22 protein-coding genes are annotated in these 25,074 nt (G+C 37.2%); 6 read left to right on the top strand and 16 right to left on the bottom strand.

What is annotated here, in order from left to right:
* Position 1 precedes the first annotated feature (1 nt).
* From Q0X14_RS02710 to Q0X14_RS02640, 15 genes are all read right to left on the bottom strand, one after another.
* Positions 2 to 3,118, bottom strand: coding sequence for a hypothetical protein (locus Q0X14_RS02710; protein WP_297842103.1), 3,117 nt, complete (start codon positions 3,116 to 3,118; stop codon positions 2 to 4).
* A gap of 89 nt (positions 3,119 to 3,207) precedes the next feature.
* Entirely contained in the window at positions 3,208 to 3,603 is a 396-nt protein-coding gene (locus Q0X14_RS02705; protein WP_297842100.1) for a hypothetical protein, read from the bottom strand.
* A 2-nt stretch (positions 3,604 to 3,605) separates the two neighbouring features.
* The gene (locus tag Q0X14_RS02700) at positions 3,606 to 3,983 is read right to left on the bottom strand and encodes a hypothetical protein (protein ID WP_297842097.1); all 378 of its coding nucleotides are present in this window, start codon (positions 3,981 to 3,983) and stop codon (positions 3,606 to 3,608) included.
* A 73-nt stretch (positions 3,984 to 4,056) separates the two neighbouring features.
* Positions 4,057 to 5,049, bottom strand: coding sequence for a phage tail tube protein (locus Q0X14_RS02695; RefSeq protein ID WP_297842094.1), 993 nt, complete (start codon positions 5,047 to 5,049; stop codon positions 4,057 to 4,059).
* Between the two features lie 58 nt (positions 5,050 to 5,107).
* Positions 5,108 to 5,923, bottom strand: a complete 816-nt coding sequence (locus Q0X14_RS02690) for a hypothetical protein (protein ID WP_297842092.1) — start codon at positions 5,921 to 5,923, stop codon at positions 5,108 to 5,110.
* 48 nt (positions 5,924 to 5,971) lie between these two features.
* The gene (locus Q0X14_RS02685) at positions 5,972 to 6,505 is read right to left on the bottom strand and encodes a hypothetical protein (protein ID WP_297842090.1); all 534 of its coding nucleotides are present in this window, start codon (positions 6,503 to 6,505) and stop codon (positions 5,972 to 5,974) included.
* A 15-nt stretch (positions 6,506 to 6,520) separates the two neighbouring features.
* Positions 6,521 to 6,889, bottom strand: coding sequence for a hypothetical protein (locus Q0X14_RS02680; protein WP_297842087.1), 369 nt, complete (start codon positions 6,887 to 6,889; stop codon positions 6,521 to 6,523).
* A 90-nt stretch (positions 6,890 to 6,979) separates the two neighbouring features.
* Positions 6,980 to 11,146, bottom strand: coding sequence for a hypothetical protein (locus tag Q0X14_RS02675; RefSeq protein ID WP_297842084.1), 4,167 nt, complete (start codon positions 11,144 to 11,146; stop codon positions 6,980 to 6,982).
* Positions 11,147 to 11,160: 14 nt separating this feature from the next.
* Entirely contained in the window at positions 11,161 to 11,568 is a 408-nt protein-coding gene (locus Q0X14_RS02670) for a hypothetical protein (RefSeq protein WP_297842081.1), read from the bottom strand.
* A complete protein-coding gene (locus tag Q0X14_RS02665) occupies positions 11,561 to 12,232 on the bottom strand; it encodes a hypothetical protein (RefSeq protein WP_297842079.1) in 672 nt (223 codons plus the stop codon). The genes Q0X14_RS02670 and Q0X14_RS02665 overlap by 8 nt, the downstream gene beginning before the upstream one ends.
* Entirely contained in the window at positions 12,229 to 12,612 is a 384-nt protein-coding gene (locus Q0X14_RS02660) for a hypothetical protein (RefSeq protein WP_297842076.1), read from the bottom strand. Before Q0X14_RS02660 ends, Q0X14_RS02665 begins: the two co-directional genes overlap by 4 nt.
* Positions 12,613 to 12,614: 2 nt before the next feature.
* Entirely contained in the window at positions 12,615 to 13,850 is a 1,236-nt protein-coding gene (locus Q0X14_RS02655) for a hypothetical protein (RefSeq protein ID WP_297842073.1), read from the bottom strand.
* A 15-nt stretch (positions 13,851 to 13,865) separates the two neighbouring features.
* On the bottom strand, positions 13,866 to 15,158 hold the full coding sequence (locus Q0X14_RS02650; RefSeq protein WP_297842070.1) for a phage terminase large subunit: 1,293 nt from the start codon (positions 15,156 to 15,158) through the stop codon (positions 13,866 to 13,868).
* On the bottom strand, positions 15,151 to 15,543 hold the full coding sequence (locus Q0X14_RS02645) for a hypothetical protein (RefSeq protein ID WP_297842068.1): 393 nt from the start codon (positions 15,541 to 15,543) through the stop codon (positions 15,151 to 15,153). The genes Q0X14_RS02650 and Q0X14_RS02645 overlap by 8 nt, the downstream gene beginning before the upstream one ends.
* Positions 15,521 to 16,000 (bottom strand): hypothetical protein, encoded by a 480-nt coding sequence (locus Q0X14_RS02640; protein ID WP_297842064.1) that lies wholly within the window; start codon positions 15,998 to 16,000, stop codon positions 15,521 to 15,523. Before Q0X14_RS02640 ends, Q0X14_RS02645 begins: the two co-directional genes overlap by 23 nt.
* Before the next feature lie 944 nt (positions 16,001 to 16,944).
* On the opposite strand from Q0X14_RS02640, the gene Q0X14_RS02635 reads away from it, so the two are divergent.
* The 4 genes from Q0X14_RS02635 to Q0X14_RS02620 all read left to right on the top strand — a co-directional run bounded on the left by Q0X14_RS02635 (position 16,945) and on the right by Q0X14_RS02620 (position 19,930).
* Positions 16,945 to 18,285 carry a phage/plasmid primase, P4 family gene (locus Q0X14_RS02635; RefSeq protein ID WP_297842062.1) on the top strand — a complete coding sequence of 447 codons (1,341 nt, stop codon included), beginning with the start codon at positions 16,945 to 16,947 and terminating at the stop codon, positions 18,283 to 18,285.
* 202 nt (positions 18,286 to 18,487) lie between these two features.
* Entirely contained in the window at positions 18,488 to 18,976 is a 489-nt protein-coding gene (locus Q0X14_RS02630; RefSeq protein ID WP_297842060.1) for a hypothetical protein, read from the top strand.
* Complete coding sequence (locus tag Q0X14_RS02625; protein ID WP_297842057.1) at positions 18,973 to 19,413, top strand: sigma factor-like helix-turn-helix DNA-binding protein; 441 nt, start codon at positions 18,973 to 18,975, stop codon at positions 19,411 to 19,413. The genes Q0X14_RS02630 and Q0X14_RS02625 overlap by 4 nt, the downstream gene beginning before the upstream one ends.
* Positions 19,403 to 19,930 (top strand): hypothetical protein, encoded by a 528-nt coding sequence (locus tag Q0X14_RS02620; protein ID WP_297842054.1) that lies wholly within the window; start codon positions 19,403 to 19,405, stop codon positions 19,928 to 19,930. The genes Q0X14_RS02625 and Q0X14_RS02620 overlap by 11 nt, the downstream gene beginning before the upstream one ends.
* A 658-nt stretch (positions 19,931 to 20,588) precedes the next feature.
* Here the strand turns inward: Q0X14_RS02620 and Q0X14_RS02615 are convergent.
* Complete coding sequence (locus tag Q0X14_RS02615) at positions 20,589 to 21,794, bottom strand: radical SAM protein (protein WP_297842052.1); 1,206 nt, start codon at positions 21,792 to 21,794, stop codon at positions 20,589 to 20,591.
* Positions 21,795 to 21,969: 175 nt separating this feature from the next.
* On the opposite strand from Q0X14_RS02615, the gene Q0X14_RS02610 reads away from it, so the two are divergent.
* Positions 21,970 to 23,976, top strand: a complete 2,007-nt coding sequence (locus Q0X14_RS02610) for a bifunctional 3-deoxy-7-phosphoheptulonate synthase/chorismate mutase (RefSeq protein ID WP_297842050.1) — start codon at positions 21,970 to 21,972, stop codon at positions 23,974 to 23,976.
* Entirely contained in the window at positions 23,973 to 25,058 is a 1,086-nt protein-coding gene (locus tag Q0X14_RS02605; protein ID WP_297842047.1) for a prephenate dehydrogenase/arogenate dehydrogenase family protein, read from the top strand. Before Q0X14_RS02610 ends, Q0X14_RS02605 begins: the two co-directional genes overlap by 4 nt.
* Positions 25,059 to 25,074 lie beyond the last annotated feature (16 nt).

The following is a 25,074-nucleotide window of genomic DNA, read 5'->3' as shown; positions in this document are numbered from 1 at the left end:
CTTAATTAAGTCCTAACTGGTAACCTTTTAATATTGCTTTATTAATTTTAGGAATCAGACTGTCTTCAACCCAGCTGTCTTCGGCAATCAGATTTCCATCGAAATTCAGATTAACAACAACTGTATTTGATGCTTGAACTTTTCTTCCTGAATTAATTGTCTCAAGAAGCAGAGCGTTTTCCTTTGCCGCTTGCCGGTTAACTACATATTCACCTGGTGTTAACAAAGCAGGCACTGAATCTGTATATCCTGTTCCTTCAATCCAGCCACCAAGATTTTTCTTTATCAAATAAGGGTTCTGCTGTGAATTGATTGATGCAAGCTGAGTTGCAAGTGTGCCTGCAATCAGGGTTGTAAGTGCAAGCGATAGGGGTGGATTCGGGGGAATTATTGTCCAGGCAGAAAGTGAAGCCTGAGCGGCAGTCATAATTGCGCCTGATATTCTTGCTGATTTTTCAGCTTCCCATACTTTTGCTTTAAGCTGGATTTCCTCTGAGGTAAGTTTTGCGATTGCGCGTTTTTTCTCTGATTCCTGTTTGATATAATAAGCAGTCCCCTTGGCTCCGGCTTCTTCAAGATTAGAAAGCACTGTGTCCCAATATTCCTGTTCAAGCTCAATTCGCCTCTGCATAACATCAAGTTCGTTATTGAGGCGTTCAAGATTTGCATCAATCAGTGTATTTATGAAATTTATCGCTTCACTCATAAGCGGAAGAAATTCCTGCTGGAATTTCTGAATTAACTCGTTGATTGGTGAGTTGTCAATCTCGTCAATCTCATCACTGAGTCTTTTAATTTGCTGGGAAAGTGCCTTTGCTTCATCTGACGCTGAATCAAATAAATCCTTAAAGCTTTTAAGCACATCAAGTTTATTTCTCAAAGCAGTTAATTCGCTCCCGGCAGCTTTTATTCCACCATACAGGGAAGTATCATCAAATTGAACAACTTTAAAGGAGCGCGCTTTATTAATTAACGGCTCACCTAAATTTTGTGGCAAATCAAACCCTTTTGCAATAGGTTTAAGCCTGAGGGATTCCTGGTTTATATCAGCAAGAAGTTCTCTTTGCTCGATAAGCTGTTTATTGATTTCACGTAATACATAAGGTTGATCAGAATATTGTCTTTTAAGATTTTCAAGCGTGTGGATGTATTTCTGTGTTTCTTCTTTCAGGTTAGCAAGGTTTTTAAATTGTTCGATGATTTTCTTTGTGTTTTCATCCTGTTCAGGGCTGTAAGTGATGTTTTTATTTTTTTTGCCCCCAAAATACTGAGGATGCTGTACCGGATTATATATCGGAATAACAACTTTATTTTCTTCATCAAGTCCAAAAAACTCGCGGACTCTCTTACCAATTTGTAAATCGAGTTTACCGAAACTTGCTATCTGCACGATACCATCGATAATATCAGCAACTAATTTAGCGAGTGAATAACCAAAAGCCTTGACTGTTTTCCATAATCTGTCAAGCCAGTTGTCTGTTTCCTTGAAATAAGTGAAAAGCGCGTCGAAGAAATCATAAATCATAAACAACACAGTCAGATAAACTGATATTTTTCCTATGAATTTGAAGATCGCCCCGAAGGCTTTTCCTATACCTGTTAACTCTGATATAAACTTTATTGCTTTCGATGAACCGGAGAAAATTCCCGCAAATAATTTAGATATGCTTCCAAGTGCTTTCCCGAAAATCGATTCAATAACAGAGCCCGACTTTCCTAAAGCCTCAAACTTTTGCGGCAATTCTGTTAAAGGCTTAATTATGTCAGTAATTTTAACTTTTAGTTTTTCAAATTGAAGTGCTATTGATTCAAGTGAATTGTTTTTTCCGAATAAACCTTTTTGTTCAATCCGTGATGCTTTTTTGAGTTGTTCCTGAGTCTTCTCAAGGATTAGAATTCTCTCTTCAATTGCGCTAATAGTTCTTGTATCTAAATCACCTGACTGACCCAGTAATTCAAGGTCTTGAGTGCTTTGTCTGATAATATCATCAAGTTCCAGTATTCCGGCTTTGATGTCCGTAAGGTCGATTGCGTTTTTAATATTGGATATGCTTGCAACAAAAGCGGATAATCTGTCGATAGTAGCAAGTAGCTGTGAAATCGTTCTTAAATTTTTAGCAACCTTATTTGTTGAATCCAGCATAAACTCAAACAGGTCGGCAATCTTCTCAGTGTCCAGGTTGGCTATCTTGTCACTGATATTTTCAATTACGGCAGCTATTTTATCACCGGATTGTGCAAATATTTTACCTACGATAAGCTGAACTGTAGCCTTAAGTGTTGTAATTGCATCGTTGTAACGCTCAATATATTGTATTTCCTTTTCGCTTATACCGATTCGTCGCAACAGTTGTTTGGAACTTTCAAGCTGTTCGTCGTTTATGTATGCAACTTTTCTTAATTCACCGGCTAATCTTGCTCCAAGTATTGAAGCGTCTCCGGTTGCGCGCACATATTTTTTGAGGGTTTCATATGCTTCCAACAGTGAAGAGTTTAAATCGATACCGTATTGTTTAAGCTTTTTTGACAGCTTTGGGTCGGAGATTGCTTCATCAAGCATCTGCTTTATGTTGTTTAATATCCTGACTGAAGTATCAGTGTCCACTCCTGATAAAGCGTTTTGAAAGACAGTAGCATATAGGTCCTGAAAGGTTAAACCTAGTTGAAAGGCTTCTTTCTTAAGCGCGTCAAGATTTTCCAGAGCAGAATTAAAAGCAGTTGTTATCGCGCCGAAAGTTTTTGCTCCCAGGTATGTAAGGAACAAGCTTTTAAGCCTTCCAAGTGAGGACTCCATATTGTTGACCCAGTTCTTTGTTTCGCCTAACTGCCTGGAATAATAAGCTTTCGAGCGTGATATTGCTTTCTGGTTTTCAGCTTCAGTGATACGTTCAATCTTTTTATTAAGAGAATTAATTTCAGATACGATTCTCTGGTTGGACTGTTGAAGATGCTGATATAATTTTGATTGTGTATTCTGATTTATATTCAGAAGCTGTTTCTCGTGGCGTAAAGCTTGTTGTTCTACTCGCTTAGTAAACCTGGAATATTCAGACGATGCCTGGTTTACGTTGTATTTAACATCTATTATCAGTTCAGGATTATTTGAAGCTATTGCCATAGTTGTTACCTTATAAAAAAAGGATGTAATATCAAATTGCGCGGAATTATTTTGATATACATCCTCTGAATTATATTGTTAATCTTTATTTATTTACTGTCTTTGCTTTTTGCTGACTTTATTGCATCAGCTTCAACTTGTTCAAGTGTGGAAGAAATAATCTGAAAGGCTTGAAATACAATATTCGGTATTTCCTTCATCCCTTTTGGATAAAGAAATTGCATACCGTATCTTTTGAAGTTCACATATTGTCCGATAAGAACAAAGCTGTCTTCTGAAATAAAAAACTCCGGATGAACTCTTGCTGCAAGTATTAAAACAAGCGGCTTTAATTCGTCCTTGCACAGAAGGTGTTCCAGCAATTCCTTTTTGTTATAACAAAGCTTTTTTTGACGATTAAAATTTACAGCTTCAAAAGGAAAATCCACGTGCTTTGGAAATTTGATTTCATCCTTCTTGTCATATGCGGACCAAAAAGCCGCCAATATTAGTTTTTTTCCTTGTCTCCACCCAATAAGCTTAGTTCCATAATTGCGTTAGCAAGTTCATATCTTACATCTATCGGAAGATAATCAATTGATTCATCAACAGCTTTACTGTTAAATTTAACCTCCTGAGAGTCCGCATCCTTGAAGTTTTCCCAACCAACAAGACCATAAAGCAGAACTTCATAAGTATAAGTCCCAAGATTCTCTATATTCGAGTCGCCGTTGTCTTTTCTTGAAAAGCGCATAGAGTCCTGAATCCTTGCGTACTGCTTTGCTGAAAGAGGTTTGATCTTAAAAATCGTTTGTTCTGATTTATCAAGCTTTCGATCTGATTCTAAAATATAGTCAACAGTTTTTCTGGAAAGGGCAATTGCCATAAAAAAATTCCTCCTTTGGTAAATAGTTTATCGAAAAAAATAAAGGGGGCTGTCTTATTGACAACCCCGGAATTTACGGTGTTGTATCGTAGAAGAATTTGAATTCGACGGGCGAAACTGAGTTTCCAAAAACGCCCTCAAAAGTGAACTCAATTACTTCTCCTTCTGTGTAATCAGGCTTATAGCCTGTAAGATATGCGTTAACAGTAATTGCTAAATCACCCTCAGCTGAAGGATTTGAATTTCCAAACACGATTTTTATCGGAACAGCCATATTCACATCTTTGAGCAGGCAATCGTTTTTCATCGCTTCGGTATAAGCGTTGGCAACAACTTTAATTGTGCCTGTAACTTCCCACTTAGGAAATACTATCTCTGAAGAAGTTAAATCCTGAGCAAACTTTGCACCGTTGGTGATATTTAACTCGCAGGAGATAAAATCGCTTAAAAGAGGATTGTTGTTATAGCTCACCTGTGAGAGATTACCCCAGCGATACATATTTGTCAGGGGTGCGTGAGTTACAGTTCCTGTTGCTGAAAAATTACGATCAATTGCAGATCCGATAAATTGAAATTCGCCGGACAAAATACCTTCATCATCAGTAGGGGAGACAGACAATTTGAGGCTGTTGACAACAGCGCCCTTCATCAATTCACCGGTTCCATCCTGAAATCTTCTCGCAAGGTCAAAGAAATATCCTTCGTTGGCAGTTTTAACACCAGGAAGTTGCGCGTAGTTATTTGCTTTCATCGTCCAGACATCTGCTGTTGCGGTCCAATCAGGTTTACTCTGAAGTAAGCCAGGTAAAAGCAGATGCAATATTTGTGGGGTTATAAGAATCTTTGATTGAGCGGTTGGAACCACGTTAAAAGTATCGTTCCAGCTATTGGCAGAGTGAAATCCTCTGAAGCCCCAGGCACGATTGAGTCTGTGTTTGTTCGGCTCTAAAGTGAATTCAAGATTTTCTGTTGGCAATCCTACTGGCGCAGTGTCGTTTTCCTGACCGTAAATCGTCTCTCTTTCTGCTGTGAAAGTGTAGTCCTGCAATACTCTAATTGCTGACATAGTTAATTCTCCAATTATAAGGTTATTAAAAGCCCCGAATTATCGGGGCTGTCGGTAATTATACTACAAGTTTATCGATTAATTTAACACCAGCGGCATCAGTCAATTCGACTGCTTTGAGGAAAGCTGTTGCCAGGAAGTCAACTGCTACTTTCTCAAGGTTAGGCATAGATTCAATATCAATTACAGGTTCTCTGTATCCTAAGCCGAGTGCTTCTTTGAAATAAACACCGTTGGTGTACTGACCTGAAGCATCGACCCAGGGAGAGACATAAATATCAACGCCGCCAACGTTTGCAATATAACCGCGTGTAAGATATTCGTTTGCTTTGTTTCCGGCGCCTGATAAGCCGAGAATATCTTTACCGATTTTCTTCCAGGTCATAGGGTGTAAAACTGCAACTTTATCACCTACATAACCTGATTCATCAAGTTTTGCTACTGCGGTGAAGAAACTATCAATATTGACATCAGTAGCGTTGTCACCAACAGCGTTTGAAAACCCGTTGAATAACTGAGCTATGATTGTGTCAACTGTTCTTGCAATTCCACCTGCAAGCTGTTCTGCAATTTTTAGTTCTGCGTTAGGAGCAGCGATTGATATTTTACTTGATCTTACCAAAATAGGATAGGTTTCTAACTGTGCAGGAACATCACTGATGGTAACAACTGTTGGAGTAACATCTGTGTTTTCGACTGCCTGTTTTGTTGCGGCTCCCGGAACGCCGCTTGACATAAACTGAACGACGCTTGCTGAACCTGCTGATTGTGTATAAACAGCGTTAAATAAATCAGAACGTAGTCTGAAAAGCGCTGTGCTGTCGGCAATAATTTTATCCTGAAGACCACTCAGGGTAGCTAAAGTTGTGGACATATAAAATTCTCCTGATTAAATAAAGTGATTGGATTTCGGTGTGTGCGTTTAAATCTTGCCTGCTTTACGCGCTTCGTAGTAACCTTTGGGGTCTTTGGAGGCGAATTCAACAAGTGTAGAGTATTTTCCGCCGAAGAGACCAGGCTCTCCTTTGGGATTTGGTTCTTTTGGAGGAGTTTTAGGCTGTGGAGTAAGTAAAGTGGCGCGGTTTGAATTAATATATTTAATCTTATCGGCTAAAGATAATTGCTCCGGTATAAGCGTTCTTTTATCCTCGTCAACGCTCTGTACCAAGCTATCATAAACCTCCTGAAGTACCGAATTAAGGTTACTTGTTTCGCTTTCAAGCTTTGAAGATTTCTCTTTTAATTGTTCCAATTCCGCAATCTGAGATTTTAGAGATTCATAGTCCTTGTACTTGTCTTTTTCTTTTGCAAGTCGGGCTTGAATTATCTGATTTACCTCATCCTGCGTAAAGGTTTTTTCCTCTGGATTTTTAGGAGCAGAGTCGTCTCCGTCTTTTCCGCTATTACCCTTAGCGTCAGGTGTACCCTGATTTTTATTTAAATCAGTATCCATCATAGAATTTGTCCTTGCTTATTTATTGATAAAAAAGTCCTGAATCTGGAGCATATCAGAAACTGATAGCTTGATTTCACCAAGATTGTTGATGTTTATAGGCTCATAGGGGATTTCAATTTCACAGTCCATGAGCTGATTTAATTCCGCAAGATATTTTTCTCTGTTTTCAGTATTATCATCCGGTATAATAAGACTTCCATCATCCTGTTTAACCGCATATTTTTCCAATAGTTTAACCCTTTGTTTTTCAAATAATTCTAACTCTTTATCTATTTGCTGGAAAGCTCTGGCAAGATTGAAGCTTATCGGGGCTGGAAGGTCTCTTTCGGCAAGCTTTTTTAATCCGTCAAGTGCCGAAAGAAGCTTAAAAATTTTAATTTTCATAAGGTTTCCTCTGGTATTAGTGGTTGTCTCTACTAATAGGTTAAAGTCAGCCTGATTTTGGGCAGGGAATTTTGATGAATTTTCAGGTTTTTAATTCAAGACTGTCCACTGTGGAGTGGATGAATTAAATCCGGAGCAAATATATACTTTACCATCAGTGGAGTTTATGTAAATATCAGAAACTTTAACACCATATTGCGGAGCAGTGGAATATTTACCTAAAAATCTGACCACCGGATAATTTGCAACTTTTATATCATAAGCGTTTATTTCAAAGCTGTTTTTGCGGAAGGAGAGGTAGTTCATATCGGAATTGTATATCATAAGTCCTTCTTCGTTTATTAGGGTTTTAGTTCCCTCATAACCATAGAATTTAAGATCGCTTATTTCAAAGTCCAAGGCTCGTTTATACTGACCGCCTTTTAAGAATCCGGCAGTGAATTCAATATAGACAGCATAGATGTCAGGAATATTTCCCGGCGCAAAAATTTCAATTGCGTTTGCTCCTGTTTTATCAATAACCGATGCGTTTGCATATCCGATGCCGGGAACCTGTGATTCAAGAAACTGAAAATAAAGCACCTGTTCTCGTTTGATAACCGCCCACGAGGAGTTGAAGTAAATTATGTTGACTGTTCCGAATAAATCGTGATAGGTGCCTGTTTGATATTTAATACCGCGTAGTTTAAAATCAATCTTGATTTTACGGTTAAGTACTCTCTCAGTGTCAGTAAATAATCTATGTATTGTGCCATAGGTTAGTTGGTCAATATCAGTTGCTCTTTGATTCGCATCAGTGTTCACATAGTGATAAAGTGTATTATTTGATTTATTAAGATAAATCTGTGATGTTGATGATAGAGTATGTAAAGTTTGCCCATAATCACCCCACCAAGTATCACCACTATTTATGCCCGAATATCCGTTTAACAAATAACTTGTAATATCAGAGTAACTATTAGTTGGAGACGTGTATGTAAAACTACCTATTTTAATTTTATCAGTATCAACAACTAACCCTTTCATCGTTGATGATGCTTCGAGGCTTACGATTCCGTTTGACAGCTTTGTGGTATCAAAGTTCCACCCGCTGATTTTATTTGTTGAACCAAGTTGAAAAATCAAATTTCCGCTTGAATCAGTTCCCTCAAGTCCAAACCAGTTACCTGAAGTTTGGTAACCAAGTTTAACATAACGCTGCCAGTTGGAGCCATAAGCAATTACAACTGATGCTGATGATGTTGCGCTTATAGTAAGTCCATAAGCTGGACTTGTTGTAGGTGTTCCGCTTGTTAGCTTGTAGATGTGGTCTGGAATAAAATTCCACCCGGCGATCTTGTTAGTTGAGCCAAGCTGAAATACGAGGTTATTACTTGAATCTCTTCCTTCAATTCCCCAGGAACTTGAGTTAGTATAGAAAAGCTTGACTTTGTTTGAATTGACGCCGATTGTATCTGTTGCTGAATTTAACTCGATGTTTGTTGATTTGTAAAGTCTCTGGTAATCAAAATTCCAGCCCGCAATCTGAGTTGTGTTGTTGCTCAGTTCAAATAAGTTTGAACTACCTTGTCTGAAGGATATACCGTAGTAACCTGTAAAATTACCGTAACCGTCTTTAATATTGCCGAAGGATAAAAATATTGGCGTGTCAATTACACCTAAATCATAGTTCAAATAAGCGCCAACAGCATCGGAGCCACCATCTGCAACCAATTCAAAATTTGTTTCATAGCCGGCTCCATCAACAATAGTTGGGCTTAATAATCGCGCGGAATCTATTGTCCATCCGGCAATCCAACCACCTTGTTCAGCATAGATTTTACCTCTCAAATAAGCGTTCGATTTAGCATATAGGCCGTAACCGGAGAGCGTTCCGAAGAAAGAGTCAGTTATGCCGTCTAACTTTCCAAGGCGGGCTTTTAATTTGTTGAATCCACTCCACGTGCTCCAGCTATTAACTCCATCCACAATATCTATAAAGGGGGCGTTTGCATCATCACTTGTAAGATAAACACTGCCCTGTCTTGTTATATTTGATGTGTTCCCGATCCTGACACATAAGTCGTTTTTATCAATTGTACCGTTTCGGTAGAGGACAGTAGCCTGTAAAGTTATGCCTGTAACACTCGTTACCTGCAAAGCTATCTGTTTAACCAGAGTTGTTGAATCAAGTCTTACTCGTTGAACAAGTATAATATCGTTAACCAGAAAGGGACAAACTCCATGTCCTTCTGGGTCTTCAAAAGTAATTGTATAAGTTTCAGGGTCTCCGGTTGTTAAAACAGCGGATAAAACCTTCGCACTGCTTGAAACAAATAGAGAGCCGTTTGTTGCTCTTATTTGATTTATAATAAGCTCGTAAACTCTCATCGTTCCACGAACTGTTAAATCATCAAGCTCAAGGTGTGTTCTATTTGATGCAGTTATACCTTTATCAATTCTCCAACCTGAACCTGTCCAGCCGGAAGCAAAAGGATTTGTACCGATTGATTTATTACCAAATTGTTCGATGTTTGCATAAAATTGATTTGTACCCGATGTGCTTTTTTGTTCGAGAATATTATCAAGTGTAAGCTTATCGGTAAATCGTCCGGTGCCGCTAACATCGAGCTTGTAGGAAGGTGTTGCAGTATTTATACCTACGTTATTTGTACTGTTGTTTACAACAAGAGCGTGCGTGGCTGTGCTTTTATTGTAAATAGTAAATATATAATTTTCACTATAAAGATAGCTTGCAAGAACCCACTTACTATTACCTGAATTTAAAAGCTCAATTCCGTTATTGTTGTTACCATCAACACGAATTCTTGTATTTGTTCCTGATGATTTGAAGCTCGCAACAATATCTGATGATGAAAATACATCCAACTTATATGAAGGTGATGTTGTACCAATACCAACACTACCTGCGTTAAAATAACTATTACCCGAAGTTGAAAGGGCGATTGTTTTTGTTGTGCCGTTGTAAAGATTAATATCTCCAAATACACTTCCTCCTGCAACAGTAAACATACCTCCTTCACTAAGACCCATGCGTGTACCAATATACATGATTTCAGTAATACCAACCGGCTGAGACGGATTTGGAGTAAAAATAAATTCAAAATCAGTTATGTAATTATAGGGATTTGCTGTAATTTGATAAGAGATATAATTACCGACGTAATTATAAAGCGGAACAATACTACTTGTAAGGTCTGTCCAAACGCCATCTTTATTTTTTGATTTTACAGATACAATATTTGCAGGGTGTCTGCCAGGATAAAACTGTAAATAAATATAACCACTCGAATATGTAAAACCGTTAGGAGAAGTTAAGCCATCTTCTGTAAAATTAAGCCTTAACTTAACGTTTGAACCGCCAGCTGTTCCTAAAGAATAAGCCCCCTCGAAGTTCAAATCAAAAAACTGTGTTGGTGTAGTTACTTTTACGTCATCAATATAAACTGCAATTAATTTATGTCTTCCGGCAAACCTATTATGCTCAATATAGTGCAGGTAACTATTCATAGGCCAGGGACTGATGCTATCAACTATATAGTATTTAGCCACATATCTTGATGATAGAGTTTGGTTTGCCTCTTTTATCGTCCCTGTTGCTGTCAAATTATTAAAAGTAGGACTGCTATTAGTTGCAATATCTTGTATTGTGTTAAGTTGATTTGATGTTAGCCTTAAATTGGTAGTGTTATAGTTTAGTCCGATTGTCCTGTCAGCAGTTAAATTACCGCCGCCGGTTATTGGATAGGAAGTATTTATTGCCCTATCCGCTCTTACAGCGTTTGATGTTGTAGTTCCGGCGTTATTAAGTGTTAATTGAGCAAAAGTTGGAGTTGAAGTTGTTGATATGTTTTGTATTGTGTCAAGCTGATTGCTTGTAAGCTTTAAGTTTGTAGTGTTGTAATTTAGTGAAAAATTACCTGTTGAGCTGTTATAGCTTATCGGAGAGGAGGCAGTAAGTGCAGCTCTGGCTCTTGAGTCAGTGAAATAAAGATTTAATCCTTCCGGAACTGCTGTTGTATTTAATAGTTGCCAGGTTTTGTCGCCGCGAAAATATTGTGCAGTTGTGCCTTGAGAGATTAAATCTTCCTTGCCGGATAGTAGTGTCGCGATTTCAAGCTTATTGAATACCTCAGATTTCAGATAGTGAGATGCGTTAGGGTCGTTAACACCGTGCGGCGCAGGTGCGTAATTCCTTATATCGCGATAATTCTTTTTGTCAAAAGCAGATTCCCACTTCTTTAAAAAATCCGACATATTATGATTCCTGTTTATTGTAATTGTTCAAATTCTGTTGCTCGTAATTCAAGCAGTAAATAATTTATGCGTGCGTTATATTCAATCAGTTCAGACTGAGTTGTAACTTCTGATATTGAAAGGGTGGGCGATGTAAAGCTTTTCAGTCTCAGAAGCTTTTGAATATTGTTGACGATTTCAATTACTGTGTCTTTAGCTGTTTGTGATTTGAGAATAATTATTAATTCAAGCCGGTGATATATTTTATCAATTCCGGCGGCGAATAATTTTCTTTCCGATGTGTAATTCCCAAGAGCCACAGCATAATCTGTGAATACTAATTTTTCGAGATCATCAAGCACGTTTGGTGTTGAATCGTATGATTTTACGATAATATTCTGACTTTGCAACAATAGTTTTGCGCCCGATTTTAAATCAACCATATAAGACCCCTGCCTGCTTTAGAATTCTGTTTGGTGAGGCGATCTTTTTTGTTTCCGGTTGCCCGAAAACAGTAAAGCTGTCTCCCTGAAAAAATTTGCCGTCCAACCTTATTTGAAGCGGTGTACCCTCAAGTGCTTTCCAATCAAAGCTACCTTCAAACTCAGTAAATCGCTCGTCAGAGTCGGACCTGATAACATCCCATATCGTTTGTGCAGGAAAGCCACCCTGTGTGCAGACAAAAACAAGTGAATAGGCTATATCAGGAGCAGTGCCTTTTATATACACTGAACCTTGTTGAAGAGACACACCCTTCAAATTCCAGCCAATCTCTATTGGGGTGATTTGTAATTCAGAGACTATAAGCTCGTTTTGAGTGATTTTCTTTAACGATTCAGCTGTTACATCATAAAGGTTTTTGAGTTCATCGCTGTAACCGATATTCATACTTTCAAGGACATACTGAAAGAATCTTGCCTGATGAATTTTGAGTATGTACGGTATCTGTCCTGCGGAATCAATTGCCGGCAATTTTAAAGTCGCATCCAGAAAGGAATTTACAAGACTAAAGCTTGTTTTAAGAGCCAGGTCTATCTGCTCAACTGAATATTGTTCGGCCTGCGGATAGAATAATATAGCTTCATCAGCGGTTAAATAGCTTGTCATCGGAGTTCCCTTTTAATTTTGTCTATGATTTGTTGGGCTGTCTGATTGGAAATTGTAAACCAGTCGGCGGCTTTTTTTACGTATTTAAGTGTGTCTTTCCCGGCAGGGAAGATTCTAAACCCACCGCTGAATTTTGTTACCTCAAGCTTTGTTGATTTTCCTGTGCGTATCAACCAGTCAGTTGTGTTGTAGCCTTTAAGCTTGTATTGTTTAATAGTTGACTGTTTCTTCTCAGGGAAGCGGTCTTTATTTTCATCTACCTGAGATTTTAGTTTGTTGATTAAGTGTTGTTTGAGGAAGTTGGTAATATCAGCGTGTAGGATTCTTTTTATCTGATTCGATTGCCGCGCGAAAAAATTGTTGTCTTTGTATAAAACCATAATCAGTTTCCTTTTTCAGTCAGGTAAGTATTCAGTATCGGCTCAAGCAATAATTTTGCGGTCTGTTCGTCAATCAAGCCCTCTCTCTTAAGCAAAATTATTCTGTCAATCTGTTCCTGACTGTCTTCAGGAAATAGGTTCTGATTGCCTTTTACGGTGATATTTAATTGCGCCGGAGATTTTTTGCCTTCAACAAGATATTGCATCCTTATAAGCTTTTCGGCAACACTTTCGATAACCCCATAATACAAAGGTCTTAATCTGTTGATTATCTCAACAAGAGGCTGAAATATAATTTTAAGAGCAATTCCGCTGGGCAATTTACCGGCATCCCTCAGACCGGCAATTTCAGCAGGTACCTGTGATGCTTTTGCTATGTGATGTTCAAGGATTTCAAGAAGTTTTATTTCCTCAGATAAGCTTAATTCACTGCGTACCTGCTCTAAAACGCCGTCTGGTCCTAAGAAATTTATAGTGTCTGGGTCAAGCCGTATGGGTTGTTCCGGGTTGTCAACTGACAGGTTGGTTTTCCAGACGTTCTGGAGAATCTTTGTTTTCTTGGACATCTGAGAAAGAGTGTGATTGTATTCAATCACAAGGTCTTTGAAGCGCATCGGAAAAGGTTTACTGTATTTTCCTGAAGCGAATTTATCTACTGAATTAAAAACAACCGCCGGTGTAAATCCTAAATTGTGTTCTAAACCGTCAAACATAATATCGTCAATAAGAACAGTGCGTATATCTTCTTCTTTGATTGATGAATCAAGAACCGGAATTATTATTCCATCCTGGATCGTATATTCATATCCAAGCACTCCAATATCAATATAATCAAGCAGTACGTAAGTGCCGTCCCAGTTTTCTGCAATAGGAGTTTGATCACCAATTCTGAGCACTGTTAAATTACTGCCTGATACAAGCGTGTTTACTAATACATCGCGGAAAAATTCCTGAAGAGAGAGTTTCTCTGTTAGGAAATCCAGTTTCTCTTGTGCATCCTGATTATCAACCGATACAACATATTGCGAACTTAGAATATTCACTATTCGGTCGATTATTGAGGATGTTATCGGCACTGAAATCTTTGGCCTCCGATTATATTGAGATTGTGTTTCACCTGGTGAAGGCGGAAAATAAGTTTTACAGTATTTGGGATCTGTCAGTTTATTGTGATAAAATACAAGAGCTTCGGCTGCTTGATTGCGCGCGAGAAATTTTTCAAAATTATTGTTCTGCATAAAGATGATTCCTTATTAGTAGTTCTTATAAGCGTTGTATTTTTTTCTCCAGGCGGAGTAAAAGTCCTCAGAAGGGGAGTTGATTTGCCCGATCTTATTGCCGGTCAGATATGTCAGTGCGTAGCCCAGTGCATCAGTTCTGTGTCCGACCTCGTTGTTTTTATCATCAGGTCTGTCTGTACCTGGTTTAAAGCTTAATTCTCGTAATTCCCTGATTGTTTCCGTGCATCGTGAATCAATTAACAATCTGCGTTGTCCGAGGGCGTTCTGAAGTGTTGCGTTGACAATTGCATATCTTTTAAGCCTGTCAGGGTTTCTGTTATTTTCAACAATTCGATTAAGTCCGGTTTGTCTGAGGAGCTGGATATTCGTCTGAGCAACCCCCTGAATTCTGTTATTTCCGGTTGCATCGGGGACAATTATTGGCTGATACCCGAATTTTTCTATTATCTGACGCCCTACATCGGCCGTTGTTTTTGCTCCATAGCCTTCGTAGAAAACAACAAATCTGTTATCCGGTAGTTTTTGAATTGCGCACCAGGCGTTTTTGTCAATATTAAAGTCTAAACCAATATAGACGGGCTGCGTCTGATCATATTCATAATATGTGATATTGTCTTCACTGAAAGAATAATAAACCTGGTTATTAAACAGATTCACCCACTCACCCAGTACTTCCTGTTTGAACAACAGCGGGTCATAGCTTTGCTCGAGGCGCTTTACTGCTTCGGCAGTTATAATTGGGTTGTCATAAATAGAGAAGCGTATATATCTGACGCCGCTTAATTGTCCTTTTGAGAAATAATCCTGATAAAGCCAGTTGTTCAGTCCCGCTGGAGTGGAAATAATTTTTAATTGCCCGTTTGTTGTTAATAGTCTTCCTTTTACGACGTCAACTGCATACTTTGAACAATAAGCAGCCTCATCAATATAAGCCCTGCTGATATTCAAGCCTCTGAGTGCGAGGTCAGGATCTTCAAGCGAACGATAATAAATTAAGTTTCCGTTTTTCAGTGTGGTCTCGTGTCTTGAGAAGCTGTGTGAGTGTAATAATCCGAAATATTCAAGGCGATTGACTATCTGTCTTTCAAGAACTGTATCAACAAGCCTGTAAGTCGGAGCCGTTATTAAAGTGCCGAAACCGGAATTATCGTTCCAGCTGTTAACAATTGAGTCATAAATTACCGCATAGCTCTTACCTGAGCGTATAGCGGAAATAACCACCACTTCTTTTTCTTTGGCGCGGTGAAATTCAATTTGCCCTTTGTGAGGAATATAATCGCTTATGTAATAACGCTTTTTAGACATCAGTGTTTTTAATTGCAAGCTCAAGACCTTTTAACTGGTCAACTTCGATGCGCTGTTTATTCAGTCTTTCAACTATCGGTGCGGTCAGTTTAAGAAGTTCAATATAGTTTTTGTAAATCGCCGGGAAATTCTTATCAGTGGGTTGCAGTGATTTGAGCGCTTCCTGTATTCTATAAAGATTGCCCATAAGGACGGCTTCTATGTTGTTCAGGAAGTTATTTTCGACATCACGTGCAAATTCCTGATATTCCGGTGTTGATAAGGTTTGTGTGTAATCTACAATTGAAAATTGTGGGTTGTGCAAATAAGCGACATCGGGACTTCCGCCCGCAAAAAAAAGACTGATAAATTTCGCGCGGGTATTATCTTGCTGATCGTTGCTCATAAGCCCTCTTTAATACAAGACAATCATGAATACAAAACAATTCTATTGTGCAGTAATCAAGCTGTTTAACTGACGGTAGGATCACAGCTATCTCTGATAGCTGTTGATCCTTTGAAATAGATTCTGTGTTGTAAGCCGACTTTCTTGCAACACGAGCGGATAGCTGAATAATTTCCGCGGCGGGGAAAAAATATTCCAACCAGGATAACAAACTCCCAAATAACCTCTGTATATGTATTATGTCCCTTGCAAGCCTTTTTCTGTCATCACCGTTCAACCTTAAATAAGGCTTCTCAATAATAACGTTTACAATATCCTTATGTCTGTCAGTAATTCCCTTGATAAGCTTATAAAACAAGCCTGACGAGACTTTAAAGCTTTTAGAGACCTGAACGACACCGAAGTCTTTTTCGCTGATGTACCAGGCAAGGCTCTTAGGGTGTAACTTTATGAACAAATTCATAATTCGTGCTTTTGTTATTGGTGAATTTACAGAGATAAGCTCTCTATTAAAGCCGAAAGTCAGCCTTTATGTTATGAGTGAATTCCGTTATTAAATACAAGTTTTTTGCGGGCGACCAAAACTGCCCGCAAAAAACAATCAAGCTTAAGCCATAATCCCTAAACTAAAGCTCGGTTGAAGCATATAGAACTTCACTGCTTACACGCTTTAACCCCGGAATAAAGCCTTTCCGACTTGCATACAGGCTTAAGCGTTAATTACGAGAGAGTAAGTTAACGTTCTTGATGACGGGTTACTTTAAAAGTAACCCTGAAAACGCTGTTTTCAGCGTAAAATCAAAGCTTTTTGCTTAAGCGTGTTTTTGTGGTAACCAAGAAGTAACCTCAAAAGTTGCGTTTTTGCTCTGAAAACGCAGAAAGGTTACTTTTGACGCTGTTTTGATGCAAAAACTTTTTTTTATGCATATACATAAAGCTTACACTTTTTTGTCAACAAAAGCGTAAGAAGTAACCTTTTTGTGTTTTTGGTTTAAAAACACGGTTTTTGGGGTTACTTCTTGGGTTACTCCAGGGTTACAAGTTGTAGCACTAACAGTATTAATTGTTGTTAGCGTGTAGAATTGGATTGTCATCAACGTTTCTTTTGCAAGGCAGTTTTGAGACTGCCTTGCAAAAATACGCTTAGGCTTTAGTTTAAGGATTAGGAGCTTGGGCTTTAATTAAGGGGGAACGTTATTTTTTTCGGGAGAATATTTAACGCCCCCAAAAAAATTAACGGTGTTGAATTTCTCTACACGCTTACCTTCAAATAACGCCTGTTAAATCGATTTAACTCCAATTGATATTGATAACACGTTATGTATCAAACACTTTTGGGGCGTTAATTTATTAATTAACGTAATTGTTTAACTCAAAAGCTAAATAAAAAGAAAGGACGTCATGACCCAACAATTACCAGCAACAGGAACTACCAGCCAGTTAAGTGTCAATCATACACGCAAATTTGAGATTTCCAGCGCGTGTGAAAGCTTTATTGACGAAAACCCTTATACGTTTTATTCAACAGACAGGCACTCGATTGTAAGTTATGATCCTAATATCGGGTGTTATGTTGAGCTTGATGAGGAGGGTTTTGCTTCGATCGTACAGGAATTTCTTGTCGCGCGAAATTATAATATCCTGAGTAGCTCAACAGTCGACAACTTATGCAGATTCATAAGACGTAACAAGCGGTTCAGACGTGATGTAAAGTTTAATAGCAATAATTATTGCTTTAACGTCAGAAATAAGATGATTGATGTAACTAACGGGATTATAACAATTAAAGAACACACACCGGAATTTTATTCAACTGTTGTTTATGATGTGGAATATAATCCAAACGCTGAAGCTGAGATATTTTCCAGGGTTTTAAGTGAAGTACTTCCGGATAACGAAAAGCGCGATTTTATACTATCGTGGATGGCTTATTTGCTGCTTCCAACATATGAATACCAGAAAATCCTCGTCTTGCACGGAAGTGGACGGAACGGGAAGCGAACAATATTTGAAACAATAGCGGCAATTCTGGGAAGAAGAAACGTGATTTCTGTTTCCACCCACGAGATTACAAAGAACCGCTTTATGATTTCTAACCTGAGGGATAAGCTTCTTAATCTCTCATCAGAACAGAAGCTTGGTGTACTTGAGCAGGATAAACTTAAACAATTATCCGGCGAGGATTTAATCACCGCCGACCGAAAATATGATGTCGATGCAGTTATGTTTTATAACAAAGCACGACTTATTATTTCAGCAAACGAATTACCTTCACTCCGGGAATTCAACAAAAGCGTTACTGAAAGATACCAGATAGTAAAATTTGACAAGTGCTTTACCGATAACGAAGTTGATACATCACTCACCAAAAAACTTGTAACCGAAGAAGAAAAATCGGGGCTACTTAATTTACTGCTTGAGTATTACATACCTAAAATTCTTGCCAAAGGGTCTGTTTATTTCGACGCGCCGGAAATTATTAAACAAGAAACTAAACTTGCCTTCGAGAGATTAACAGATATTGATGACTTCGTTAAGGAAGCCTGTGAATTAGGCGATACCTCCTTTAAAACATCAGTAAAAGAACTATATAAAGCATACACCGAATATTGCTATGACTACAACGAAATACCGCTTGGCAAAGAAAAATTCACCAATCGTTTGACCAATATATATAACCTTAAAAAACAGCGGGGAGCACATAACAATCTGTTTATCTACGGAATCAGACTATTAAACTGAAACTTTCAGGATTATAACTGTAAGTCAAAAAAACAACCAAATTACACCTTATTGAATATTTGACGAAAATACAAGCTTATTAAACAACCGATTTACACTCAAACAATAACCGTGTAATTCGGTTGTTAAAACTTATCCGACTGGGTCGTAGATCCACAAATCACCACCAACTCAAATTTCACCAACTCAACAGGAGAGACCTATGGATTATTCACAACAGAATAAACAGGCTTTAAATCTATTTAAAGACAGATACTTCCAACACTGCTCAATAGATATAACCGACAACTACGATCAATACTGTCCCTATGATGCAAGGATTTTGAATAGAGACGGAAAGATATTAGCAATTATTGAGTCAAAATCCAGACCGTTTCCATCAACGAAGTACAATCACCTGCTTACGGATTTCAAAAAAATAACAACTGTCTTAAGTAAAGCAGCGGAAATCGGTTGCTCGGCTTATTTGCTTCACTACTTTATTGATGACAGTAAAATATACTGGATTGAGCTTATCGACGGTAACGGAAACGTAAATATTAACTTTAGACTAACGTATGAACTTCAAAGAAAAAATAACCAGGATCATGAAAAGATTAATAAATTAGTCACTCGCATACCTATAAGCATCTGCGAATCCTTTGATACACCAGAATTTATTTATCAGGAAGCCGAGGAGTACTATTTATGAAAAATACATACTATCTCGATGACTTTCAGTATGACAGTATATGGTTACTTGAACGTCAACAGGAATTAGAAACACGTGCGTACGAAAGCAAACGAGCGCAATTCAGACTTGAAATAATCATCGCGGCGATAAAAGATTTTACTACACACAAAACAACAAACCTTGAAATAACAATAAATAATTATCTCGATGAAGAAGACAGAGCAGAAATCAATTATCTCTACAAGCGAACCAACCAGCTTCTTGAGAAGCTGACCGAAAAGCAAATAAATATACTTTTCTTTTACCTGGTCGAGCGTATGCGGATAAGCGAAATAGCCGAGGCAATTGGAATAACAAAACAGACTGTATTTAAGCAAATAAAATCAATCAGAAAAAAAGGATCAAAAATACTTGACAACAAAATTTTCCAGGGGGGCGAATCATATGAAATCTGAATTTATGAAAACAATATTATTATATCTGTTAGTTGCATACATAGCTGGTCTGATTTCAGGTTTAAACATATCTCGCGGGCATAAAGACCAGCAGATTGTAAGCACCACAAGGGAAATAATAAATTCCGATACAACTAAGACTACAGAAGCGGTTGATTTGAAACAAATCACCGCGCGCGTTGATACAATTTATATAATCAGAAAATTAATAAAGGACTCATCTGAGACAGACACAACGCTCATAGGAGACATAGTCGCCAAAGGAGACACAACGCTGGAAGATTCATCACACATAGCAGTTGAATACTCCTATGCGCAAAATAAATTTCGCATCCTTGCTGAATTAAAGAATAAAATAATAACAAACACAATCAAAGAAACACAGACTATAACTGTAACTGAAACTAAAGATAGGGGGTTATTGTATTTGCAGGCAGGCTTCGGACTTGTAGCAAATCAGGAACAGATTAGTCCCGGTATTTACCTCGGAATAGGGTATTCAATAGAGATATTCTAAAACATAATTTGAAGGCAAAGTGAGTAAAATTGACTCCGCAAAACGGAGTCAATTTTTTTTATATAGGAAAAATATAGGTTGCCTTTTTTTAGAATATTTAAGAAAAAGGAGAGACAAACAACAGAGGAATTCTATATAAAAACCTTGAAAAAACCGCTGAAAAGCGGTTTTTTTTGTCTATGTGCTTCAGTGATAGAAATATGCAAGTAATACCGTATACTGGTATCTCGAACCCCAAACCGCCTGATCCGAAGTCAGGTGCTCTATCCAATTGAGCTACGGGCGCAAAAAATAATTCATAAATTAATTACAGTAATTTTAATCGATTCAAAGCTCTATCCAACTTGTCCGGATTTTTTCATCCAGAAAAAAGACGGATTGAGCTACGGGCGCAAAAAATAATTCAAAAATTATTCACAATAATTTTAATTGAGTCAAAGCTCTATCCAACTTGTCCGGATTTTTTCATCCAGAGAAAAGACGGATTGAGCTACGGGTGCAAAAAAAATTTATGATAAAATTTCAATGCAAATATAAATGTATTGGGTAAGATATTAAACGAATTAAAAGATATGAAAAATGCACAAGGAACGAATAGGAGTTCGTTCCCTGCAAATAATTAAATGCTGAGATCAGATTCCTGTCCAAAATATGAATTTTAGTTCATCAATCCTTTTGGATAAGCTTTTACATTCATTCCGAAATTTAATTGTTCTTCCATCCTGCAAGACCAAACAAGTTGACCATTCCAAACGGTAATATCAGGACAACCATCACACATATTTTGTCTGCCATCCTGAAGAAAATCTACAGGTTGAATAATCATTACTGATTGATAGTAAAGCTTTCTGAACAAGTTAAAAGGATTTTTATAAAAACTCCTGAATACTTTTCTTAATTTTTTATCAAAAGCACTCAATAACAAAATTGATTTCCCTCTGCGTGTGTCTTTTGGAGAAGCGTAAGCAAGATATCTTCCGTATAAAAGATGATTAAACATCTGAATCGCTTCAATAGATTTTGCACCGAGATAGCCGTAGATTTTCTGCTTTGTACCAAGTCTTCCAGTCAATAACCATTTGAATGAATCAGGTTTTTCAGAACCATTTAGATATGCGCAAGGATCAAAATCAGGATACTCTTTTCTGATAATCTCAACAATCTCCGGAGCTTTTAAGTCAGCTCTTGAATCAAGATCTTCATTATAAACTAATTGATTCATATCAATTTTTTTTGTTCCAACGAAATAATCAAAATCTTTATTGTTTACAGCACGATAAAGTATAAACACCATTACCTGTACTATGTCAATATTCTTATGCGCCCATTTCAACATTTCAGGTATAAAATGTTTTGTATCATCATAAACTGTTGAGTTGAATGCACAGGAAATATTTCCTTCTTCTGCAAGCATCTTTGCATAATGATATCTCAACTCATTCAGCTCAATTTCATTTTTTCCTTTCCAGCCCGGACGATTTTGTTTGCTGTCAATATGAAATGTAAAACCAAAAACTCCAGCTTTTTTCAATTTCTTTATCAAGTCTTTTGTTAAAGCTAATCCGTTTGTGTTGATTATTGGTTTGAGATCTCTTCTTCTTATTTCAGCAACAATGTCAAGTATGTCGGGATGAGTTAATGGATCACCACCAGCAATGGAAATTCCATCAGACTTTCTGAGAGAGGTGAACACATCAAGATCCTTTTTAATTTCATCAAGTGATTTATGTCCATCTTTCTCGTTTTTTCTGTAACAACCTTCGCAATAAAGATTACATTTTGATGTTGGTTCCAGCCAGGAGATTGAATTATCGGTGAGATTCCATGGAAGACGATAGTAATCAAGGTGATTTAATGTATCCATTGCACACCTCTTATTTTTATGTCAATTAAAATTAACTGATATGATGATTATGTGCAATAAATATTTTAATCGTAACGAACAGGATTTCGTTCTTTATAATATTAGAATTTGAGAATGCTTGATTTCAACATATTTTTATAACATATTCGCCAACCAAAAAAGAAGTAAGGATTAAATGGAAGAAAAAAGAAACAGAATAAATCTTATTGATGAACAGATCATTAAACTTCTGGCTGAACGAAGAAATTTAAGTAAAGAAATCGCTCAGATTAAAGATTCATCAAGCAGTGAGATAAGAGATCGCAACAGGGAAAAAGAAGTTCTGTCGCATATAATAAAATTAGCAAAAGCTGAAGGGCTTGATACACATTTCATCTCAAAAATATTCAGTGAGATCATTGAAGACTCAGTGAATATTCAGAAAAAATATTTTATTGCTAAAGAAAATCAATCAGGTGCTGATATTTTGCGAGTCGCTATTCAGGGAATTGAAGGTTCATACAGTTATCTGGCTGCGAATAATTTTTTCAACGATAAAAATCTCCATTTCGTTTTTAGTAAATCGTTTGATGATGCAATTGATGCAGTTGAAAATGATGAAGCCGATTATGCATTTCTGCCAATCGAGAATACGACATCAGGAAGTATCAATGAGGTTTATGATGCCTTGTTGAAAAGTAATCTCTCAATTGTAGGAGAAGAGATTTTTAAAGTTAATCATTGTCTCTTAGCCAATGCAGAAACTTCATTGAAGAATATCAAAAAAATATTTACTCATTATCAGGCAGCGCGGCAGTGTAGTGAGTTTCTTAAATCATTACCAAATGTTGAAGTTGAGTTTTTTGAAGATACCGCAAAGTCAGTACAAAAAATAAAAGAAGAGGGAAGAAAAGACTTTGCGGCAATTGCAAGTAAAGAAACTGCTGAAATATTTGATGTGGTAATTCTGAAAGAAGGAATTGCAAATCAGGAAGGCAACTATACAAGATTCTGGGTCTGTGCAAAAAATCCTATCCAGGTTGATGAAAGGATTCCTGCTAAAGTTTCTTTGATAATGGCAACAGCACATAAAGCCGGCTCACTTGTAGAAGCTTTGTCAGTATTCCGTGATTACAGTGTGAATATGACGAAACTTCAATCACGACCGATTTTAGGAAATCCATGGGAGGAAATGTTTTATGTTGATTTCCAGGGGAATATTAAAAATCCGCGCATCCAGGATTTAATTGATGATCTTGGTAAGTATACACGTTTTCTAAAAGTGCTTGGCTGTTATCCTGAAAAAGAAATTGAGCGAACAAAAGTTGAGAGCAAGGATATTCCTGTGTTTGAAACTTTTACAGCAGAATATGTTAGTCCTAAAAAAGATGAAACCAAAAAGACGAAAGGTAAAATTTCTTATAAGCTCGCAAGTCGTGAATACAAAAGTGAAGACACAATAATTAAAGTGAAAGATATTACTATCGGTGGGGGAAACTTTGTTGTAATCGCCGGACCTTGTTCCGTTGAATCGCAAGAGCAAATCTTAAGTTGTGCAAAAGAAGTTAAAGAATCTTTTGCTCATATTCTTCGCGGAGGATGTTTCAAACCAAGAACTTCTCCTTATGCTTTTCAGGGACTTGGATTTGAAGCTCTCGATTTGCTAAAAGATGCCGGTGAAAAATTTGACCTTCCAATTATCACAGAAGTAATGTCAACTGAGCAAGTAGAAAAAGTTGCTGAGAAATCAGACATACTTCAGATTGGTGCAAGAAATATGCAAAATTTTCCTTTGCTTGCAGAGGTGGGAAAATCATTTCGTCCTGTTTTACTTAAACGAGGTATGATGGCTAGTATTGATGAACTGCTTAATGCCGCAGAGTATATTCTCGCAAAAGGAAACAGACAGGTAATCCTTTGTGAAAGAGGAATAAGAACTTTTGAAACTGCAACAAGAAACACACTTGATTTAAGTGCAATTCCTGTTTTGAAAGAACTAACTCATCTTCCGGTTGTTGTGGATCCTTCACACGCAGTTGGAGAAAGGAATAAAGTTCTTCCGCTTGCAAAAGCTGCAAAAGCGGTCGGTGCAGACGGAATAATGATTGAGATTCATCCTGAACCGGAAAAAGCTCTGAGTGATGGAATGCAATCCCTGTATTTTGATCAATTCAGAATTCTGATGAAGGAAATTTCACAGTGAAAATATCCTCTATTGGTATTGCCGGACTTGGTTTAATTGGTGGTTCAATTGCAAAATCATTACGACTCGAATATCCTGAATTAAAAATTTCTGCTTTTGACTTTCCATCAGTTCTTGAAAAAGCAAAGCAACAAAATGTAATTGATGAATCAGTTGATGATCATTTGGAATTACTGGATGATGATTTAATTATTCTTTCATTACCTGTCTTTAAATCGCTTTCCTTATTTGAAGAATTATATCCAAAATTAAGTAAGCATCAGATTATTGTTGATGTTTGCAGTGTCAAATCACTTTTCTTCGAATCGTCAAAAAGAATTTCAAGTAAAGGAAAGTACATTGGTTTGCATCCAATGGCTGGTAAAGAAAAAAACGGATTTGATTTTTCAGATAGTCTTTTATTTGAAAATGCTGTCTGTTTTGTATGCGATAATGATAATAATGAAATAACTGAGTATGTGTTAAACTTTTTAAAGTGTACCGGACTCCGATTTACTTTTATTGATGCATTTCTACATGATAAAATTGCCGCTGAAGTTTCTCACTTACCTCAGTTACTTTCTGTAGCATTGGTAAATGAAGTTGCAAAGGTTGAAAATAATTTCAACTTTATAAATTTTGCTGGCAGCGGATTCCGTGATATGACAAGAATCGCTTCAAGCGATTTTAAGTTGTGGGAAGAAATTATCAAAGCCAATAAGCAAAACATTATAACATCACTCAAGAACATTGTTCAGCGAATAAATTCAATTTCAGAAAATTTGGCTTCCGATAATTTTGATTATCTGAAAGAGCAATTTGAACTTGCAAACAAAAACAGAAATGAAATTCCTTTTAACAATAAAGGATTTATTCAACCATTGTTTGATATAACTGTTTTCCTGGAAGACAAAGCTGGTACTCTGAATAAATTAACCTCTGTGCTTGCAAAACATAATCTTAATATCAAAGACATTGAGTTGTTGAAAATAAGAGAGGGAAGCGGAGGCAATTTCAGATTATATTTTGACTCCGCTGAATCCGCTCAAAGAGCAAATCAAATACTAAAAGAAAATAATTTTGCCACGAATATCACTAACTAACACGAAGTTTTAGTTC

This window comes from Ignavibacterium sp., from assembly GCF_025998815.1.
GTDB lineage: Bacteria > Bacteroidota > Ignavibacteria > Ignavibacteriales > Ignavibacteriaceae > Ignavibacterium.
This window is presented reverse-complemented; position numbering and strand designations above follow the sequence as displayed.

What these genes read in the sequence shown, in the direction of transcription:
- Q0X14_RS02710 (WP_297842103.1), bottom strand. Translation starts at nt 3,118, where the DNA reads ATGGCAATAGCTTCAAATAATCCTGAACTGATAATAGATGTTAAATAC.
- Q0X14_RS02700 (WP_297842097.1), bottom strand. Translation starts at nt 3,983, where the DNA reads ATGGCAATTGCCCTTTCCAGAAAAACTGTTGACTATATTTTAGAATCA.
- Q0X14_RS02695 (WP_297842094.1), bottom strand. Translation starts at nt 5,049, where the DNA reads ATGTCAGCAATTAGAGTATTGCAGGACTACACTTTCACAGCAGAAAGA.
- Q0X14_RS02690 (WP_297842092.1), bottom strand. Translation starts at nt 5,923, where the DNA reads ATGTCCACAACTTTAGCTACCCTGAGTGGTCTTCAGGATAAAATTATT.
- Q0X14_RS02685 (WP_297842090.1), bottom strand. Translation starts at nt 6,505, where the DNA reads ATGATGGATACTGATTTAAATAAAAATCAGGGTACACCTGACGCTAAG.
- Q0X14_RS02680 (WP_297842087.1), bottom strand. Translation starts at nt 6,889, where the DNA reads ATGAAAATTAAAATTTTTAAGCTTCTTTCGGCACTTGACGGATTAAAA.
- Q0X14_RS02675 (WP_297842084.1), bottom strand. Translation starts at nt 11,146, where the DNA reads ATGTCGGATTTTTTAAAGAAGTGGGAATCTGCTTTTGACAAAAAGAAT.
- Q0X14_RS02670 (WP_297842081.1), bottom strand. Translation starts at nt 11,568, where the DNA reads ATGGTTGATTTAAAATCGGGCGCAAAACTATTGTTGCAAAGTCAGAAT.
- Q0X14_RS02665 (WP_297842079.1), bottom strand. Translation starts at nt 12,232, where the DNA reads ATGACAAGCTATTTAACCGCTGATGAAGCTATATTATTCTATCCGCAG.
- Q0X14_RS02660 (WP_297842076.1), bottom strand. Translation starts at nt 12,612, where the DNA reads ATGGTTTTATACAAAGACAACAATTTTTTCGCGCGGCAATCGAATCAG.
- Q0X14_RS02655 (WP_297842073.1), bottom strand. Translation starts at nt 13,850, where the DNA reads ATGCAGAACAATAATTTTGAAAAATTTCTCGCGCGCAATCAAGCAGCC.
- Q0X14_RS02650 (WP_297842070.1), bottom strand. Translation starts at nt 15,158, where the DNA reads ATGTCTAAAAAGCGTTATTACATAAGCGATTATATTCCTCACAAAGGG.
- Q0X14_RS02645 (WP_297842068.1), bottom strand. Translation starts at nt 15,543, where the DNA reads ATGAGCAACGATCAGCAAGATAATACCCGCGCGAAATTTATCAGTCTT.
- Q0X14_RS02635 (WP_297842062.1), top strand. Translation starts at nt 16,945, where the DNA reads ATGACCCAACAATTACCAGCAACAGGAACTACCAGCCAGTTAAGTGTC.
- Q0X14_RS02630 (WP_297842060.1), top strand. Translation starts at nt 18,488, where the DNA reads ATGGATTATTCACAACAGAATAAACAGGCTTTAAATCTATTTAAAGAC.
- Q0X14_RS02625 (WP_297842057.1), top strand. Translation starts at nt 18,973, where the DNA reads ATGAAAAATACATACTATCTCGATGACTTTCAGTATGACAGTATATGG.
- Q0X14_RS02620 (WP_297842054.1), top strand. Translation starts at nt 19,403, where the DNA reads ATGAAATCTGAATTTATGAAAACAATATTATTATATCTGTTAGTTGCA.
- Q0X14_RS02615 (WP_297842052.1), bottom strand. Translation starts at nt 21,794, where the DNA reads ATGGATACATTAAATCACCTTGATTACTATCGTCTTCCATGGAATCTC.
- Q0X14_RS02610 (WP_297842050.1), top strand. Translation starts at nt 21,970, where the DNA reads ATGGAAGAAAAAAGAAACAGAATAAATCTTATTGATGAACAGATCATT.